This window comes from Pseudomonas sp. WT-JTC, from assembly GCF_056711565.1.
The window spans coordinates 3,962,839-3,979,934 of sequence record NZ_CM160042.1 but is presented as its reverse complement, the minus strand read 5'-3'; the positions used below and the strand labels follow the sequence as shown (position 1 = coordinate 3,979,934).

Genomic DNA, 17,096 nt, shown 5'->3' with positions numbered 1-17,096 from the left:
AGATATGAGTAATGCATCGATTGTTCTTGTAACAGGCGGGGCGGGCTACATCGGTTCCCGATTGGTTCCCAAACTGCTGGCCGCAGGTTATCGAGTCAGGGTCTTGGACGCGCTGTTCTTCTCCAATGGGCTTGAGTTGTTCATGAGTCACCCTCGCCTGGAATTCATCAAGGGTGATATCCGTGACAACTCCATCATGGATAAGGTGTTGCAGGACGCCAGTACCATTATCCATCTTGCTGCGGTGGCCAATGACCCGAGTTTCAATTTGGCCCCTGAACTGGGCCAGTCAATCAATATCGATTGCCTGCCCCATTTAATCGGTAGCGCAAAGCGTCTGGGGTGCCAGCGTTTCATTTACGCCTCGTCTGCGAGCGTGTACGGGATCAATGCAGAACCCTTCGTCGATGAGAACCAAGCCTGCGTTCCGATCACTGACTACAACCGATTCAAGGCGCAAGGAGAGAAGATACTCTTCGACTTGACCGATTCAACCTTCCAGACCGTAGCCGTTAGAGCCGCCACGGTCTGCGGTTGGTCACCTCGGCAACGGCTTGACCTTACGGTGAACATCCTGACTGCCAGCGCGCTTGCACGTGGTGAAATCACCGTGTTTGGAGGCAACCAGTTCCGGCCAAATGTCCATATCGGCGATCTCACCCGACTCTATACGATGCTCGTCCAGCGAGAGTCTCTGAGTTCGGTCAGTGGAACTGCCATCAACGTCGGTTATGAAAACCATACGGTCACCGATATCGCAAACCAGGTAAAAGATATCGTCGACAAGTACTTCTCAACTAACGTACCGATCACCACCATCGCCAGTGATGATGTCCGCTCATACCGCCTGGATTCGCGCAGGGTCCAGCAGCAACTCGGGTTCGAATTCATCTATTCGATCCGGGATGCCGTTCTGGAGATATGCGAGCAATGGCAGTCGGGGAAATTCATAGACAGCGATGATGTGCTCTCGGACACCCGCTACCACAATGTTCGAAGTATGCAGCACAACGATTGGTCCTTCGAGCCTTGCGGAGAAACTTCGTCGTGCTAAGCATTTCTTATGGAAATCAGGCAGAGGAGATCGTCGAGGTCAGCTCGAGATCTTCCGCTTTTGTAGCCTGCGTGGCGACCTTAGCCAATGCTCATATAGGGGTGCGTCCCTACGTACCCCAGTCATCGGCGCGAACGAAACGCACACAGTTGTTGGTGGGAGACACCTATGTTACCGGGCTCGGGGTGTCACGGGAGATAGTTTCACTGCCGGCACCGAGGATTATCCGACTCTATGATGTCGATACTGGTGAGCGCGCCCGTCACATGCCAGACACTTCGACCGTTGTCTTGTCGCTCGACAAGGCGACCGTCATCAGTACCGAACGGGTACGGGTTGGGGGCATCGAATACAAGTTGACGGTAAGGCAATTCATCAATGCGCCTGAAGTTACCGCCGTTTCAACCTACATAGGATTGTACCGGGTCGGCGGTCGGGGAAAACCGCATCGGGTGCGCTTGGACTTTGGCATGGACGACTCGGCACTGAATGAATACCTGGGTGCCTCTGCTTGGTTGACTGCCCGTCACTACAATATCAAACAGAGTTTCAGCGACGACGGTGACTTAAGTGTAATAGTGGAGACGCGAGAGCAGCGACTGAGCTATAGCCTTCGTTTCGAAAGATCCCAACCGGCCGCCAGCTCCGTTATTTACTGGGATGAACAGGACAGTGGCTGCGTCGCCTCGATAACTTTTGATTTTTCAACAATCGAGCACCAGCAACTTTCCGTGCACTGGAAATTAGCACAAGATTCTTTTAATTCGATTTCTGCGTTTTTTTCCTCTGGTACCGATCCGGCTGGTATCGAAAGCGCACACCAGAAAAGGTGGAATACGCTTTGGGATGACCATGAAGTCATCATCAACTCAAGAGGCAGTCCTGCGGAACTCGGTATGAAGTATGCCGTTTTCCAGCTTTTGCAAAATGGAGTCGGCTCGAAGAGCAATGGCCGAGGTGTGATTTCACCAGCACGAGGACTAACTAGCACTTATCACTCTGGTGCCACGTTTTTCGATACTGAACTGCATAAATGTATTTTCTGGATCTGGAACGACCCCGAGATTGCAAAAGCCTTGATCGACTACCGCTACTATTTCATAGAGCAGGCGCGGTTGTTCGCCCAAGTCAATGGCTTCGCCGGGGCTCGTTATCCTGAAGCATCCAACGACATGGGCACCGAAAACGGCCCCCATTACGTGCTGTCCTACCCCGATCCGGAACTGAGACGAGAATGGAGTGCTCAGGAGGTACTGCATATCTCAGCGGATGTTTGCTATGCCCTGAATAAATACTGGGAAGCCACCGGTGACAATGAGTATATGGAGTCACGGGGGTACCAAATCATTGTTGAAAGTGCCAGGTTCGCGGCGTCAGTTTTCAACTGGTCAGAGCATAAGCAAGCTTATGTTCTGAAGTCGGTGATGGGGCCGGACGAATACCATTATCATGTGGATAACAGTTTCTTTACAAACTACATGCTCAGATGGTGCATCAGGCTTGCCCTTTCAATGGTAGGGCGTCGTGGTTTTCCGCCGGTGTTAGCGGCGGAAATCGAGGAGTGGCACACCCTGGCGGATAACGTCTACCTGCCCTGGATGATAGTGGCGGGTGTTTCGATCCCTGAGGAATTCGAGGGTTATGCTTCGCTTCCAGACACTTGCCTCAGAATGGATAAGAAACGTGGCCCACAGTTTGTCGATGAAGCTGAACGGGAAAAGGCCGAAAAGTTGCAAAACTTCGATTCACGTTTGATAAAGCAAGCGGACATAGTTTTGCTCATGTCACTATTTCCCGAGCACTTTACAGACATCGTTAAACGCACCGCATTTAACTATTATGAACCGCGTACGGTGCATGAGTCTTCGCTGAGCTATGGCCCCCATGCAGTGGTGGCCGCGCACTTGGGGGAGACGGAAACTTGTGCCGACTTCATGCTACGTGCGAGTCGCTACAACCTGGACTTCACCCCTGTGACCGAATACAGCAACGGACTGCATCTTTCCGCCTATGCCGGTGCCTGGCAAGGACTTGTCGAGGGATTGGCCGGCGTTGATGTGAAAGATGGGCGATTGTCCTTCCGGCCGCAGCTACCTACCCATTGGGACTCCTGCCATTTTACCCTTTACTTTCGTGGACAGCGGCTCAAGGTCTCGATCCTCGGTCGAGGAGAACTCGAAGTCCGGAGAGGGGGATTGAAGCTCGCTACGCGCTTAAACCAGGACGCAAGCATAGGTCTCAAGGAGGATTACATATGATCTCCATTGCCGATTGCTTATCACCTTATGCCGAAGCGCTGAGCGTCTCGTCTTTTCGCAAGTTGCTCATTGGCCAAAGTCTCTCGATGGCCGGCGACGCTATTTGTCTGGCCGCACTGCCAATAGCGCTTATCCGGACCGGCTACGGAGGAGAAGTATTCGGTTTTGTTATGGCGGCAGTCGGGGTAGGGAGCGTGATCGGAGCCCTGGTCGGAGGTTTGCTGGCGGATCGAAAGTCGCCGAAGCAAGTACTGATTTACACCGACACGGCGAGGGGTTTTGCGCAACTGGCTGCGGTGGCGCTGATCGTCTTCGGTGCGCCCTGGTGGTGGCTGGTCTTTGTCTATCTGATATTTGGCATCGGCATAGGGGTTTCCCGTCCGTGCGCTCAGGTACTACTCGTCAATTTGCTGCCCAAGCAAGCACTGGTGGCGGGCAATGGTGCGATGAACTTTGTCGACAACCTGGTCGCTGTGCTGTTTCCCGCGACGCTGGGTGTATTCATCATTTTCTGGGATCCGGTCTGGGGCATATTGATCGATGGTCTGACATTCTTCTGCGCCGCCGTTTATACGGCGATGTTGCCCAATATGAAGCCCCATGAGTTCGAGGAGGAGTTCTCGATCCGAGAAGCGGTCAATGGCATTGCTATCGTTACCGGCAACTCCACGCTTTTGCTGGGCTTCGCGGCCACCCTCGTGGTGAACGTATTGTGTTTCCCGATTTTCCTGGTCGTAGCGCCCTATGCGATCAGCGATCGATTCAACGAAGAAATGTGGGGAGTGTGTCTGGCCGCCTCGGGATTCGGTGCGTGCATTGGATCAATCATCACGGTGCTTGTTTCCGGACATAAACGACTGATTGGACTTGCAGTGACCTGCGGTTTGTTCCTGGCTGGCGCGATGGCCCTTCTCGGCATGGGAAGCTCGTCCTGGATGGCGATACTGGGGGCGACCCTGGTGGGTATTGTCGAAGCGTCCTGGTTGACTGGTTGGGCCACGGCGATGCAGACACTTTCTCCCGAGAAGGACCTTGGCAAAGTGGTGGCGGTCGATACGTTCTTTACCAGTGGCGTGCACCCCTTCATTTATCTCGGTAGCGGAATCGTCGGCGGGATGGTCGGTTATTCCCAGACCCTTTCCCTCACGGCAATTCTCAGTGCCGTAGGCACACTGTTAATTGTTCTGGTGTCCTTTACGCTCATGCCAAGGAGTGCTCAAAATGATCAAATGCAATAATGTGCAAGAGCAGGCCCAAGATCTTTCAGCTCTGATTCTCCAACGTTGGCAGGAGCTTTTAGCGACGGGAGACTTTGTGCTTGGCGAGGAGGTCGCGAAGTTCGAAGCATGGATGTCCGGGCGATGTAACAGAGCCCATGCCATTTCCCTCAACTCAGGCACCGACGCTTTGCTTCTGGCGCTGCGGGCTCTTGAAATAGGGCCAGGCGATGAAGTCATCACCTGCGCAAATACCTTCGTCGCGACGGTGGGGGCAATAGTTGCCGCAGGCGCCAAACCCGTTCTGGCAGATGTGGGCGATGATGAGCTCATCAACGTCGATACCATCGAACCTCTCATGAATGCCCGGACAAAGGCAGTCATACCGGTTTACCTGCGCGGCCGACCATTGAACATTGACGCGATAATTGACTTGTGTCGTTCTCGCGGTGTGGCGGTAATAGAAGACTGCGCCCAGGCTATCGGCACTACCCTTGACGGGCATCAAGTGGGCACTCGTGGCGATGCATCAGCCTTCTCCATGCATCCGCTGAAGACACTCGGTGGCTTGGGAGATGGTGGGGTTCTAGTGACGACCCATCCAAAGATTGCCGAGTATGCCAGGAGGGCACGTAATCACGGGTTGGAAACGCGCAATGAATCAGTGTTGTTCGGAATCAATTCGCGCCTCGATTCGTTGCAGGCGTCAGCCCTCAACATCAAGGCCCAGTATTTAGACCAATGGTTGAAGCGGCGACGGGAAATCGCTGCTTTCTATGATCAGGCCCTTAGCGAGACAGCGACGACAGTAGACCTTGGTGGTGGCAAGCCCGGCGGGTCTTACTATCACTATGTGGTGCAGTCGAAGCACCGAGACAGGTTACAAAGCTATCTGGCTGAAAATGATATCCAGGCGGCTATTCATTATCCAACACCTATTCATTGGCAAGAAGCCTGGTTGAAGAGTCAAGCTCAGGTTGTTTTGCCTAATACCGAGCGCTTGTCCCGAGAAATGCTCACTCTTCCTTGCCACCATCATTTGACAGACAGTGACGTTGAAAAAATCGTAGGTGCGATTAAGCGCTTTGAGCTCATGGAAAGCCAGTGACCTGGAGCGGTTCTTCGAAGCGCTGGATCAGGCGCTGGAGTTACTGCGATGTACTTGCCTGCCGATGTCGTCACGGAGCTGGAAGATTTGGCGGGGAGGTTCAATCAGTTGGGGCTGGGACGTTAGTTGTCCCAGTCGCGAAGTAATGGTTTGAATGCCGTGCTGCAGCGGATGTGTGAGTTGTCTACGTCCCTGTAGGAGCCTGCTCGCGATGACGGCATGTCAGTCGACATCAATTCTGAATGTCCTGCCGCTATCGCGAGCACCCCCCTCCCACAGGGATTCAGGCAGGTCAGATCTACCCAAGGCCACCACCCGGCAGCATACGGGTGCCGGTCAGGCGTTTCGCCGCTACAATGCACGCCTCGACCGTGACAAGCCTGACTAAAAAAACTATGTCTTTGCCCAAACATCACCTGGAATTGCTCAGCCCTGCCCGCGATGTAGCCATCGCCCGCGAGGCTATCCTGCATGGTGCCGATGCCGTTTACATCGGTGGCCCGAGCTTCGGCGCCCGCCACAACGCCTGCAACGAAGTGAGCGATATCGCCCAATTGGTGGAGTTCGCCCGTCGCTACCATGCGCGCGTGTTCACCACCATCAACACGATCCTGCATGACAACGAACTGGAACCGGCCCGCCAGCTGATCCACCAGTTGTACGACGCCGGCGTCGATGCGCTGATCGTCCAGGACCTGGGTGTGATGGAGCTGGACATTCCGCCGATCGAACTGCACGCCAGTACCCAGACGGACATCCGCACGCTGGAGCGGGCGAAGTTCCTCGACCAGGCCGGTTTCTCGCAACTGGTGCTGGCCCGCGAGCTCAACCTCAAAGAGATCCGTGCCATCGCCGACGAAACCGACGCGGCCATCGAGTTCTTTATCCATGGCGCGTTGTGCGTGGCGTTTTCCGGCCAGTGCAACATTTCCCACGCGCAAACCGGGCGCAGCGCGAACCGTGGCGATTGTTCCCAGGCCTGCCGTCTGCCGTACACCCTCAAGGATGAAAAGGGTGGCGTGATCGCTTACGAAAAGCACCTGCTCTCGATGAAGGACAACAACCAGAGCGCCAACATCCGCGCACTGGTCGAGGCCGGCGTGCGTTCGTTCAAGATCGAGGGCCGCTACAAGGACATGGGCTATGTGAAAAACATCACTGCCTACTACCGCCAGCGCCTCGACGCCGTGCTCGAAGACCGCCCGGACCTGGCCCGTGCCTCCAGTGGGCGCACCGCGCACTTCTTCCTGCCCGACCCGGAAAAAACCTTCCACCGTGGCAGCACCGATTACTTCGTCACTGACCGCAAGATCGATATCGGTGCGTTTGACTCGCCGACCTTCACCGGTTTGCCGGTGGGTGTGGTCGAGAAAGTCGCCAAGCGTGACATGCAGGTCGTGACCCATGAGCCGCTGTCCAATGGCGACGGCCTCAACGTGCTGGTCAAGCGTGAAGTGGTGGGTTTCCGCGCCAACATCGCCGAACCGAAAGGCGAGTTCGAGGAGGACGGCGAGAAGCGTTATCGCTATCGCGTCGAGCCCAATGAGATGCCGGAGGGGATGTACAAGCTGCGCCCCAACCATCCGCTGAATCGCAATCTCGATCACAACTGGCAACAGGCGCTGCAAAAGACCTCCGCCGAGCGTCGCGTGGCCTTGCGCTGGGTTGCGCGCCTGCGTGAAGAGCAGCTGGAACTGACAGCTACCAGCGAAGAAGGCATCAGCGCCAGCGTTACCCTGAATGGCCCGTTCGGCGCCGCCAACAAGCCGGAACAGGCGCTGGAGCAATTGCAGGATCTGCTCGGCCAACTGGGCACCACGCAGTACCACGCCATCGACATCAAGCTGGACGCGCCGCAGGCGTACTTCATCCCGAACTCGCAGCTCAAGGCCTTGCGCCGTGAAGTGATCGATGCCTTGACCGAAGCGCGGATCGCCGCCCATCCCCGTGGCAGCCGCAAGGCCGAAACCACTCCGCCGCCGGTGTACCCGGAATCGCACCTGTCGTTCCTGGCCAACGTCTACAACCAGAAGGCCCGCGACTTCTATCACCGCCATGGCGTCAAGCTGATCGACGCGGCCTACGAGGCCCACGAGGAAGCCGGCGAGGTGCCGGTGATGATCACCAAGCACTGCCTGCGGTTCTCCTTCAACCTGTGCCCGAAACAGGCCAAGGGCGTGACCGGCGTGCGCACCAAGGTTGCGCCAATGCAACTGATCCACGGCGATGAAGTGCTGACGTTGAAGTTCGACTGCAAGCCTTGCGAGATGCACATCATCGGCAAGATGAAGGGCCACATCCTCGATATGCCGCAGCCGGGCAGCGTGGTGGGGCACATCAGCCCCGAAGACTTGCTCAAGACCATCCCGCGCGCGCCGCACTGAGTGACCGGTGAGCGCCCCGCAACGGTGCGCTCACCTGTTGTTCAAAACCCGGCGTAGTTGAAGTAGATGTATGCCACGGCAACTGCCAGACCAAACGCTGCCAGGGCTTTTGTATGTGCAGTGGCCTGCAATTCGTTCGACGCTTGTTCATGGGGTTGCGAGTACGCGGTGGCGTTTTGGCGGCGCTGCAGAATGGCCCGCCAGGTGTAACCCAATCCCGTCAGCAGTGAAATGGCCATCAGGCCGAGGATCAGCCAGCGTATGGTTGCCGGCTTTTTAGCGGCGGCCAGGCTGTTCTCGTGTTCACAGGCCGCGCTCCCGAACTCCAGGACAGAAATGGCTTGGTAGACCGTCGAGGGCTGCTGCGCATCATTGTGCGTCGCGGCCATTTGTTCCAGGTCCAGTGCCTGGTACTTCCAGAGAGTCATCGATCCTTCCCGGCAGTAGGTGAACGCAGCAGGGCTGGAAGCGGCGATGATGCACGCGTCGTCGATACCGATTTTTTTCAGGGCTTCCATCGCAGACCGTGTGAAGTCCATTTCGAGGACCGGAATGACGCAGTTGGCAGACACCGCGGCCGACACCAGCAGGCACGCCATGGCGCAGAGGGTTGATGTTTTCAAGGTCGAGACCCCCTCGTTTTTTGCAGGATTTTTGTTGTTAACGCGGAGTCTGGTTGCAAGCTGCTTTTGCTGAAGTCTAGACGCTGGCGACAAACCCGGAGCTAGCGGTCGACATTATTCACAGGAGTCGGCGACGGCTTTTTCAGCCCGTTTGAATTCCTGTTTGACATCGGTGGGGATGCGTTGCTTCTTGAGTTCCTGACCGAGGAAGGGTTGCTCGCCCCGGGACTGGACCTCGGCGTCCTCGGCGGTTATCTGCGCTTCGATAGTCGCGGAGTGCTTGTCGATGACGGCATCGACCTCGGCTTCATTCCTGGCGGTATCGAGTGCCAGGACCAACTGGCCTGCCTCGGCTTTTTCGGCTTCGGCATAGGCTTCGACCGTCAACCCGGAGGCCAGCGCCCGCGCCTGGATTTGCAGCCTGTCGAGATGCTCCCGGGCGGTCTTGCAGACCGCTTCCTGTCGCTGACTCTGGATGTGATCCCAGGTGTTCAATCCATAAATCGCCGCCCCGACCACCAGGAGGGTTGCAGCGGTACCCATTAATTTGCCTTTCACATTTGGCGCCCTCAGATTGCAAGGGGAAGGGTGTTGCGCTGACGATTCCTGATTCCATTCGAGAAAAGCGTAGCAGACCTGGTCGGGCTGAATGTGTGCCGACCGTTCGCCGCGATTCGGCTCAACACTAAGCATCTGTTTTAAAAAACAAAATATTGTGTTGGGGCTTCCCAGACGAGGCAAAAGTTGGTAAATTTGCGCCCACTCTTGCACAGGCCCTCACGGAGCCTCTCGCGCAAGCAGGCAACAGGTCTTGTTGCCACTCAAGTAAGCGAGTGCCAGGCACTCATCGCAACAGATACAGGGGCGTCGCCAAGCGGTAAGGCAGCAGGTTTTGATCCTGCCATGCGTTGGTTCGAATCCAGCCGCCCCTGCCATTTTCTTCCTGCATAATCAGATAACACTTCGTCGGCGGTTCTGATTCGCTGATTCGCTGGTTTTTTGCGTCCGTTGTCCATTTCCCTGATGTTCCCTTGCCAGTCAGCGTCCAGCCAAGGCTCACGGGTGTCCTTTCGGCGCGTTTCATCAAGACTTTTCAGCTGATCTGGCCATCCGTCACTGAACCAGCGCAGCGCTGTAGTTGTTTCTACATAGCGCTTACACTGATGATCCCCGCCGTTTCCTAACTTCAAAGTCAAGAAAAGGACGCCTCACATGAAAGTCAGTGCACGCAACGTATTCAAAGGCAAAGTCAGTCAGGTCCAGCCAGGCGCGGTCAACGCCGAAGTGGTTCTGACCCTGGCGGGCGGAGAGCAACTGGTTGCCGTCGTCACCATGGAAAGCATCAAGAGCCTCGGCATCGCCGTCGGCAAAGAAGCCGTCGCGCTGATCAAGGCGCCGTGGGTGATGTTGATGACCGAATCGAGCGACATTCGCCTGTCGGCGCGTAACTGCCTGGAAGGCAAGGTACTGAGCGTTACCGATGGTGCGGTCAACGCAGAGGTGGTCATCGAGCTGGCCGGCGGTTCGAAGGTCTATTCGATCGTCACCCGCGATGCTGTGGCAGAGCTGGGTCTGGCAACCGGCGTCAGCGCCACGGCCGTGATCAAGGCTTCCCACATCATCCTGGGCGTTCCGGCCTGATCAGACACAAGCATTGCTTACTGATCCCCGTGATCGATTTCCTGATGGATCACGGGGATTTTTCGTTTTCGGCTCCCAATCATCACTACCGAAACCGTTGTGGAATGGCCTCGGCGAACGGGTACATGGAAAAGTACGGCCTTGCCTCGTCGATCACCCGTTTGACCGAGGGCCACTGGATCAACCTGTCGAAATAAGCACTCAAGCGATGATGATCGTCGGGAAACGGCACGAGGGTGCTGGCATAGAACAGCGCCGGGGCAGCGGCACAGTCGGCCATGCTGAACGCCGGGCTGGCGGCCCAGGCGTTTGCGCTCAACTGATGTTCAAGCATGCCGTACGCCGTTGTCAGCGCGGCGCGTTCGCGGGTCAGGTCGCCGTTGGAGGCGTTCATTCGGTCAGCGACGATCTTCTGCATCGGTACCTGGACGTGCAGGTCGAAAAAACGATCCCACAGGCGTACTTCCAGCGCGGCATCCCAATCTTCAGGAATCAGGCACAGGTGGCCGGCCTGGTGGTGGTCCAGGTACTCGATGATCACACTCGACTCGGCTACGTTCCGTTGGCGGTCGTGATCGCGGATCACCGGAAATTTGCAGAGTGGCCAAAGTGCTTGCAGCTCAGCCCGGTCAGCCTCGTTGCCCAGGTCGATGATCCTTTTTTCAAACTCGATATCCAGTTCATAGAGAGCGATCAGCGCTTTGTGGCAGAACGACGAGAGCGGATGGAAATAAAGAGTCAGCGGCATGTTCCTTTCCTTGGTGAAGGGGGAGGCCCGTGCAGTATCGACCCAGGTTCGCTTCGGTGCGAGGCGGTTCGTCAGGTGGCTGTGATCTCGGTGGCGATTGCCATTCCCCGCGCAAACTGGTTTAAGGGCAAAAGACTGGCTTGCCCAAGGCTTTCAACTTGCGTAAACAGTGCAGGCGCCGAATGATCGGCGCCAGGGGATACAGGTTTCCAGGTCGGGAGTGACAGGTATCAAAGCGTTATTTCACAGGTTCGTCGACAGGACGAAGCGAGGCGAGCGTTGGTAGAGCGACGTCAGTTCAGCGGAGCGATGAAAGGCAAGAACCTTCGCTTCCTCAAGGAGCATGAAGGCCAATCCGTTCTGCAGGCGCGTGCAGGTTTCCTGTTGCTCGAGCATTTCTCGCTGCCGGCGTTTACCCAGGCGCTGGATACGGTCGTGACGGCCAACCTGTTGCGGCCGGAGCTGTTTTCAACGAAAACCTTCGGCCTGAAGGACGCAGAGGTGATCAGCGATCTGGGGCTGGTCATCCGTCCCGACGCCTGCCTGAGCCATGCCGAGATACAGAACCTGGACCTGCTGGTGGTCTGTGGCGGATACCGCACCCATCTGCACGCCGACGAGGCATTGATCAACCTGCTGCAAGACGCGGCGCAGCAGGGCGTTACCCTGGCTGGCGTGTGGAACGGCGCGTGGTTTCTCGGACGCGCCGGTTTGCTCGAGGGTTATCGCTGTGCGATTCACCCGGAACACCGCCCGGCACTGGCGGAAATTGCCAAGCTGACCCAGGTGACCAGCGAAGCCTACGTGGTGGATCGTGACCGCCTGACAGCGTCGAGCCCGACGGGTACTTTCTATATGGCCCTGGAGTGGATCAGGGGGCTGTACGACAAGGCGCTGACCGATGGCATCGAAGACATTCTGGCGTTTGAAGCCTCACGCTACCGGCGCATCAAGCCGTCGCTGAATGTCTCGGTCAGTGGTCCGCTCAGAGAGGTGGTCAACCTGATGGACGCCAATCTGGAGGAACCGCTGGAAATGGAAACGCTCTGCCTCTACGCAGGGCGCTCTCGCCGGCAGATCGAGCGTCTGTTCAAGGAGCAGTTGGGCACCACGCCGCAACGCTATTACATGGACCTGCGCATCACCGAAGCGCGGCGCTTGCTGCAGCACACCACGCTGACCATCGTCGAGGTCTCGGTCGCCTGTGGTTTCGTTTCTCCCAGCCATTTCAGCAAGTGCTACAGCTCTTATTTTGGCTATCGGCCGTCCAGGGAAACCAGGCTGGTGAAGTAGGCCGCCGATCAACGCCGGCCTCGCCGTCGACCTGCCGCACGATGTCGGCATGGTAAGAGTCACGCCTGTTCATCCGACAGCGGCCACATGCGCTGTCGGATGTGATGCCGGCCGGCGTCACCCTGATTTCCGCTGCGAGCTGTTCGGGTTAGAGTGCAAATTCTGGCCTGATTGTCAGGCATGCCACGTTTAGGGTCATTGCGCCATGCACCAGATCGGACTGATTGTTTACCCCGGTTTTCAGGTTCTGGGGCTGGCCATGTGTGCCGCCTTCGAGTTGGCCAACAACGCCGCAGATGAGCCGTTGTACAGCATTGCCTTATTGTCCGAGCCGGGTGGCCTGGTGCAGACGTCCGCCGGTTTCGGTGTGCAGACCGAAGCGTTCGACCAGCGTTCGTTCGATACGCTGCTGGTCATGGGCGACAACCTGATCCGCCCGACCACACCGGGCATGTTGGCGTTTTTGCGCCGCGCCAGTCACGGCACCCGGCGTCTGGGCTCGATTTGCACGGGGGCGAATGCATTGGCGGAGGCCGGTTTGCTCGACGGTCGGCGGGCGACGACCCACTGGGCGCATGTACCGGCCTTTCGCAAGGCGTACCCGAACGTGAAGGTCGAGGAAGACCGGATCTTCATCAACGATGGCCACCTGTGGACGGCGGCGGGCATGAGCGCGTGCGTGGACCTGGCGTTGGCGCTGGTGGAGATGGATCTGGGCGCCGAGGTTGCCCGCAAGGTGGCGCGGCAATTGGTGGTGTACCACCGGCGTTCCGGCGGGCAGTCGCAGTTTTCGGTGATGCTGGAACTGGCCCCCAGGACCGACCGGATACAGGCCGCGCTGAACTACGCCAAGCAGAATCTCAAGTCGGCGCTGACGGTCGAGGAACTGGCCAGCGCGGCCAATCTCAGCCCCCGGCAATTCAGCCGGGTGTTTCATGCCGAAACCGGCCAGTCTCCGGCCAAGGCCATCGAAAACCTGCGGGTCGAGTCGGCCCGGTTGATGATGGAAAGCGGGCGGCACTCCATCGATGCAGTGGCGACAGCCACTGGTTTTGGTGATCGGGAACGTATGCGCCGCGCTTTTATACGTGCTTTCGGACAGCCGCCGCAGGTGATTCAGCGTGCCAGTCGGGGGTGATCTTCGTGATGTCCTAAAAGGTGGTGCATACGACATTCATGCCTTTATATTATTGTCGTAATCTTTATCTCGTTGAAACCTTTCCTTCAGTGAGATCACCGCCATGAGCCTCGTCAAAGCCGCCGCCGTACAAATCAGCCCCGTTCTTTACAGCCGAGAAGGCACCGTCGACAAAGTGGTGCAGAAGATTCTCGAACTCGGCGAACAGGGCGTGCAATTCGCTGTGTTTCCGGAAACCGTCGTGCCGTACTACCCGTACTTTTCCTACGTGCAGTCGCCGTTCGAAATGGCCGCCGAGCACCTCAAGCTGCTGGATCAGGCGGTCACCGTGCCCTCAGCTGCCACCGATGCCATCGGCGCTGCGGCCAGGCAAGCCGGCATGGTCGTGTCCATTGGCGTCAACGAGCGCGATGGCGGCACGCTGTACAACACGCAGTTGTTGTTCGATGCCGACGGCTCGCTGATCCAGCGTCGTCGCAAGATTTCCCCGACCTACCACGAACGCATGATCTGGGGCATGGGCGACGGCTCCGGCCTGCGGGCCGTCGACAGCGCGGTAGGGCGCATCGGTCAATTGGCCTGCTGGGAGCATTACAACCCGCTGGCCCGTTATGCCTTGATGGCCGATGGCGAGCAGATCCATGCGGCGATGTACCCGGGGTCGTTTGCCGGTCCCCTGTTCGCCGCGCAAATGGAAGTCAGCATTCGCCAGCATGCCCTGGAGGCAGCGTGCTTCGTGGTCAACTCCACGGCATGGTTGTACCCCGAGCAACAGGCGCAGATCATGGCCGATACCGGTTGCGCCATCGGCCCGATCTCCGGCGGTTGCTATACCGCGATCATCAGCCCGGATGGCACGGTGCTGGGCTCGTTGCTGGAAGGTGAGGGCGAGGTGATTGCCGACCTCGACATGAGCCTGATCGACAAGCGCAAACGCGTGATGGATTCGCGCGGCCACTACAGCCGCCCGGAACTGCTGAGCCTGTTGATTGATCGCACACCTCAAGCCCATGTGCACGAGCGTAGTGCGCATCCGAAGCTGGCCGAAGAGACCGGGCTGGAGGAACTGATTCGTTAGTTTCGGCACGGTCCCCTGTAGGAGCCGGCTTGCCGGCGATGGACTCAAGTGCGCTGCGTTTGCCCAGTTCACCCGCGTTATCGTTAACGACCATCGCCGGCAAGCCGGCTCCTACAGGTATTGCGTTACTTTTTTTGTCCGCGTTGCAGGTTTCGTTTCAGCGCCGCCAGAAGAAACGGGTCAGCAGCGCATCGATGCTGAGCTTGCCGGCACCCGACAGCAGCAGCGGTGTGAAGGCCACAAGGTAGATCAATGGCAGTTTGAAGTTGCCGTAACCCTTGTTGCTGATGGCATAGCCCTGGGCAAGTTCACTCAGGGTGTGCCAGTCGGCGGGCCAATGGATGGCGGCAGTTGCGACGAGGGTCACGACCATCAGGCTCAACGCCGAAAAACGCGTGCCCAGGCCCAGCAGCAAAGTCATGGAAAAGATCAGTTCGGCCCACATCGACAGCTCCCAGTTCAGCGTCGCGGGAATGTGGTCGAACGGAAACGGGAAGCGGTTCTGGATATCGGCGAACCAGTTCTGGCCGTTGAATTTCTCAAGGCCCGACTCGAAGAATTCCCAGGCGAGGAACACTCGCAACGCCAGGGGGGCAACCCAGTCGCCGGTACGGTCGAGGTTCAGGTGCAGGCCTTTGACGGCCGAAGAAATGGAGGTGCTCATGGACGTTGATCTCTTTCAGGTCAGGGAGGCGGGGCAACGGCATGCCCCGTGAGTTGAGCGCATTGATCGGCGTGGCCGATCGGCAGGCGTATTTCATCAATGGGGTGTATCTGCGGTGTGTCGTTGTGGCGGGGTTTTGAGTGCGGGGTGTGTCGGGGGCGGGGCTGTATACATTGAGATACGTAACCACGGGATTTTTCATCCAGTGCACAACCAGGGTGGGAGCGGGCTTGCTCGCGAATAGCGCCAGGTCAGTCAAATGGATGCTGCCTGACACTCCGCTATCGCGAGCAAGCTCGCTCCTACAGGGAATTTGCTATACATTTTCCGGCCGCCCATTGCATGGTGTAACCGCTTCATGTCTCTTGCGCTCGAACGTCTAGTCGCTGGCACGCCCATCCCTTTCGCCGGTAATCGTGTCACTGTCGTCAGCCCCGAACTGGCGCAGCGCTTCCAGCCCGGTGACCACCTGCTGGTGGAGCAGGTCAGCGGCGAGTTGCTGCTGATCCCGGTGGCGGACCAGCAAGCGGCCAGCGTCGCGATCGAGCGTGCCGAAGCGGCGTTTACCGCGCTGTCGGCCGTGTCTGATCAAGCGATCAGCGCCTTCTTCGACCTGTTTGCCCAGCGCCTGGAAACCCCTGAATGCTGGGCGTTGATCGAAGCCGCCAACCTGGCCGACATCGAACGGGCCAAGGCGCGCGGTCGCTCGACCACCCGGTTGCTCGCCGATGAGCGCATGCGTCGCGACATGATCGCCGGCCTGCGCGCCTGGCGTGATGCAGCGGCCAGCCGTGGCAAGGTGATCAGCTGTGTGGAGCACGATGGCTGGAAAGTCGAGCAAGTGGTCTCGCCGTTGGGCATCGTCGCGTTCGTCTTCGAAGGCCGGCCGAATGTGTTTGCCGATGCCGCCGGTGTGTTGCGCACCGGCAACACCGCTGTGCTGCGCATCGGCAGTGATGCGTTGGGCACGGCCCAGGCGATCGTCACCCATGCGCTGAACCCAGCGCTGAGCGATGCCGGCCTGCCGGCCGGTGCCGTGTCGCTGGTGGAAAGTGTCAACCACGCCGCCGGTTGGGCGATGTTCGCGGACCGGCGCCTGTCATTGGCGGTGGCCCGCGGTTCGGGTCGCGCCGTCAGCCAGTTGGGCAGCATCGCGCAGCAGGCCGGCACGGCGGTCAGCCTGCACGGCACCGGTGGCGCCTGGCTGATCGCCCATGCCGATGCCGACGCCCAGCGCTTTGCCGCGGTGGTGCGCAACTCCCTGGACCGCAAGGTCTGCAACACCCTGAACGTCTGCCTGATTCACCGCGACCGCGCCGCTGAACTGGTGCCGCTGTTCCTCGATGCACTCAAGCAGGCCGGCACCGCACGGGGCCAGGGTTGCAAGCTGCACATCGTTGAAGGCTGCGAGTCGTACCTGCCGCCAGACTGGCTGGCGGCAACGGTCAAGGTGTACCGCGCCGAAGGCTATCAGACCGAGGCGCAGGCCGAACCGTTGCCGGAAGCTCAATTGGGTCGTGAATGGGAGTGGGAGGAAACCCCGGAAGTCAGCCTGAAAATCGTTGATGACCTGGACAGCGCCATTGCCTTGTTCAACCGCTACAGCCCGCAATTCACGGTGTCATTGATCAGTGAAAGTGCAGAGGCGCAGGAACACTTCTACAACGCGGTCAACGCGCCTTTTGTCGGTAATGGCATCACTCGTTGGGTCGACGGCCAGTACGCGTTGAACAAGCCGGAACTGGGTCTTTCGAACTGGGAGAGCGGGCGCCTGTTTGCTCGCAGTGCGATTCTCTCGGGCGATGGTGTGTTCACCATTCGTAGCCGCATGACCCAGATCGACCTGGGCGTCAAACGCTGAGCCGGAACAATCAGTGACCGCTGCAAGGG

14 protein-coding genes, 1 tRNA gene and 1 pseudogene are annotated in these 17,096 nt (G+C 58.2%); 12 read left to right on the top strand and 4 right to left on the bottom strand.

The annotated features are described in order from the left end of the window. Window positions 1-4: 4 nt before the first annotated feature. The 6 genes and pseudogenes from AC06G5_RS18065 (at window position 5) to AC06G5_RS18040 (ending at window position 8,021) form a co-directional block, all read left to right on the top strand. Window positions 5-1,054, top strand: a complete 1,050-nt coding sequence (locus AC06G5_RS18065; protein ID WP_429521955.1) for an NAD-dependent epimerase/dehydratase family protein — start codon at window positions 5-7, stop codon at window positions 1,052-1,054. Beyond that, on the top strand, window positions 1,048-3,312 hold the full coding sequence (locus AC06G5_RS18060; protein ID WP_480457861.1) for a glycosyl hydrolase family 65 domain-containing protein: 2,265 nt from the start codon (window positions 1,048-1,050) through the stop codon (window positions 3,310-3,312). Before AC06G5_RS18065 ends, AC06G5_RS18060 begins: the two co-directional genes overlap by 7 nt. Further along, entirely contained in the window at window positions 3,309-4,550 is a 1,242-nt protein-coding gene (locus AC06G5_RS18055) for an MFS transporter (RefSeq protein WP_480457859.1), read from the top strand. Before AC06G5_RS18060 ends, AC06G5_RS18055 begins: the two co-directional genes overlap by 4 nt. Further along, the gene (locus tag AC06G5_RS18050; RefSeq protein WP_340317671.1) at window positions 4,534-5,637 is read left to right on the top strand and encodes a DegT/DnrJ/EryC1/StrS family aminotransferase; all 1,104 of its coding nucleotides are present in this window, start codon (window positions 4,534-4,536) and stop codon (window positions 5,635-5,637) included. Before AC06G5_RS18055 ends, AC06G5_RS18050 begins: the two co-directional genes overlap by 17 nt. An 84-nt stretch (window positions 5,638-5,721) precedes the next feature. Further along, window positions 5,722-5,835 (top strand): annotated as a pseudogene (locus AC06G5_RS18045) (SufE family protein); the annotation flags it as partial. A 197-nt stretch (window positions 5,836-6,032) separates the two neighbouring features. After that, window positions 6,033-8,021 carry a peptidase U32 family protein gene (locus AC06G5_RS18040; protein ID WP_413426756.1) on the top strand — a complete coding sequence of 663 codons (1,989 nt, stop codon included), beginning with the start codon at window positions 6,033-6,035 and terminating at the stop codon, window positions 8,019-8,021. Window positions 8,022-8,062: 41 nt separating this feature from the next. Here AC06G5_RS18040 and AC06G5_RS18035 read toward each other — a convergent pair whose 3' ends face one another. Both AC06G5_RS18035 and AC06G5_RS18030 read right to left on the bottom strand, forming a co-directional pair. Next, window positions 8,063-8,644: a hypothetical protein gene (locus AC06G5_RS18035; RefSeq protein ID WP_413704602.1), complete on the bottom strand. Its 582-nt coding sequence runs from the start codon at window positions 8,642-8,644 to the stop codon at window positions 8,063-8,065. Window positions 8,645-8,758: 114 nt separating this feature from the next. Next, entirely contained in the window at window positions 8,759-9,187 is a 429-nt protein-coding gene (locus AC06G5_RS18030) for a hypothetical protein (RefSeq protein WP_413426752.1), read from the bottom strand. A 317-nt stretch (window positions 9,188-9,504) separates the two neighbouring features. On the opposite strand from AC06G5_RS18030, the gene AC06G5_RS18025 reads away from it, so the two are divergent. Both AC06G5_RS18025 and AC06G5_RS18020 read left to right on the top strand, forming a co-directional pair. Then, window positions 9,505-9,579 (top strand) — tRNA-Gln (locus AC06G5_RS18025). A 277-nt stretch (window positions 9,580-9,856) separates the two neighbouring features. Then, window positions 9,857-10,285 carry a TOBE domain-containing protein gene (locus AC06G5_RS18020; RefSeq protein ID WP_008021531.1) on the top strand — a complete coding sequence of 143 codons (429 nt, stop codon included), beginning with the start codon at window positions 9,857-9,859 and terminating at the stop codon, window positions 10,283-10,285. Between the two features lie 85 nt (window positions 10,286-10,370). Here the strand turns inward: AC06G5_RS18020 and AC06G5_RS18015 are convergent, their stop codons facing one another. Continuing rightward, window positions 10,371-11,033 carry a glutathione S-transferase family protein gene (locus tag AC06G5_RS18015; RefSeq protein ID WP_413426750.1) on the bottom strand — a complete coding sequence of 221 codons (663 nt, stop codon included), beginning with the start codon at window positions 11,031-11,033 and terminating at the stop codon, window positions 10,371-10,373. A 279-nt stretch (window positions 11,034-11,312) separates the two neighbouring features. On the opposite strand from AC06G5_RS18015, the gene AC06G5_RS18010 reads away from it, so the two are divergent. The 3 genes from AC06G5_RS18010 (at window position 11,313) to AC06G5_RS18000 (ending at window position 14,542) form a co-directional block, all read left to right on the top strand. Beyond that, on the top strand, window positions 11,313-12,326 hold the full coding sequence (locus AC06G5_RS18010) for a GlxA family transcriptional regulator (protein ID WP_413426748.1): 1,014 nt from the start codon (window positions 11,313-11,315) through the stop codon (window positions 12,324-12,326). Between the two features lie 205 nt (window positions 12,327-12,531). Continuing rightward, entirely contained in the window at window positions 12,532-13,464 is a 933-nt protein-coding gene (locus AC06G5_RS18005; protein WP_413426746.1) for a GlxA family transcriptional regulator, read from the top strand. Between the two features lie 103 nt (window positions 13,465-13,567). Then, a complete protein-coding gene (locus tag AC06G5_RS18000; RefSeq protein WP_480457855.1) occupies window positions 13,568-14,542 on the top strand; it encodes a nitrilase-related carbon-nitrogen hydrolase in 975 nt (324 codons plus the stop codon). A 157-nt stretch (window positions 14,543-14,699) separates the two neighbouring features. Here the strand turns inward: AC06G5_RS18000 and AC06G5_RS17995 are convergent, their stop codons facing one another. After that, window positions 14,700-15,206, bottom strand: a complete 507-nt coding sequence (locus tag AC06G5_RS17995) for an HvfX family Cu-binding RiPP maturation protein (RefSeq protein ID WP_480457853.1) — start codon at window positions 15,204-15,206, stop codon at window positions 14,700-14,702. A 358-nt stretch (window positions 15,207-15,564) separates the two neighbouring features. On the opposite strand from AC06G5_RS17995, the gene AC06G5_RS17990 reads away from it, so the two are divergent. After that, the gene (locus tag AC06G5_RS17990; RefSeq protein ID WP_413704605.1) at window positions 15,565-17,067 is read left to right on the top strand and encodes an aldehyde dehydrogenase family protein; all 1,503 of its coding nucleotides are present in this window, start codon (window positions 15,565-15,567) and stop codon (window positions 17,065-17,067) included. Window positions 17,068-17,096: the final 29 nt, after the last annotated feature.

What these genes read in the sequence shown, in the direction of transcription:
- AC06G5_RS18020 (WP_008021531.1), top strand. Translation starts at nt 9,857, where the DNA reads ATGAAAGTCAGTGCACGCAACGTATTCAAAGGCAAAGTCAGTCAGGTC.
- AC06G5_RS18015 (WP_413426750.1), bottom strand. Translation starts at nt 11,033, where the DNA reads ATGCCGCTGACTCTTTATTTCCATCCGCTCTCGTCGTTCTGCCACAAA.
- AC06G5_RS17995 (WP_480457853.1), bottom strand. Translation starts at nt 15,206, where the DNA reads ATGAGCACCTCCATTTCTTCGGCCGTCAAAGGCCTGCACCTGAACCTC.
- AC06G5_RS18040 (WP_413426756.1), top strand. Translation starts at nt 6,033, where the DNA reads ATGTCTTTGCCCAAACATCACCTGGAATTGCTCAGCCCTGCCCGCGAT.
- AC06G5_RS18005 (WP_413426746.1), top strand. Translation starts at nt 12,532, where the DNA reads ATGCACCAGATCGGACTGATTGTTTACCCCGGTTTTCAGGTTCTGGGG.
- AC06G5_RS18065 (WP_429521955.1), top strand. Translation starts at nt 5, where the DNA reads ATGAGTAATGCATCGATTGTTCTTGTAACAGGCGGGGCGGGCTACATC.
- AC06G5_RS18055 (WP_480457859.1), top strand. Translation starts at nt 3,309, where the DNA reads ATGATCTCCATTGCCGATTGCTTATCACCTTATGCCGAAGCGCTGAGC.
- AC06G5_RS18050 (WP_340317671.1), top strand. Translation starts at nt 4,534, where the DNA reads ATGATCAAATGCAATAATGTGCAAGAGCAGGCCCAAGATCTTTCAGCT.
- AC06G5_RS18000 (WP_480457855.1), top strand. Translation starts at nt 13,568, where the DNA reads ATGAGCCTCGTCAAAGCCGCCGCCGTACAAATCAGCCCCGTTCTTTAC.
- AC06G5_RS18030 (WP_413426752.1), bottom strand. Translation starts at nt 9,187, where the DNA reads ATGGGTACCGCTGCAACCCTCCTGGTGGTCGGGGCGGCGATTTATGGA.
- AC06G5_RS17990 (WP_413704605.1), top strand. Translation starts at nt 15,565, where the DNA reads ATGTCTCTTGCGCTCGAACGTCTAGTCGCTGGCACGCCCATCCCTTTC.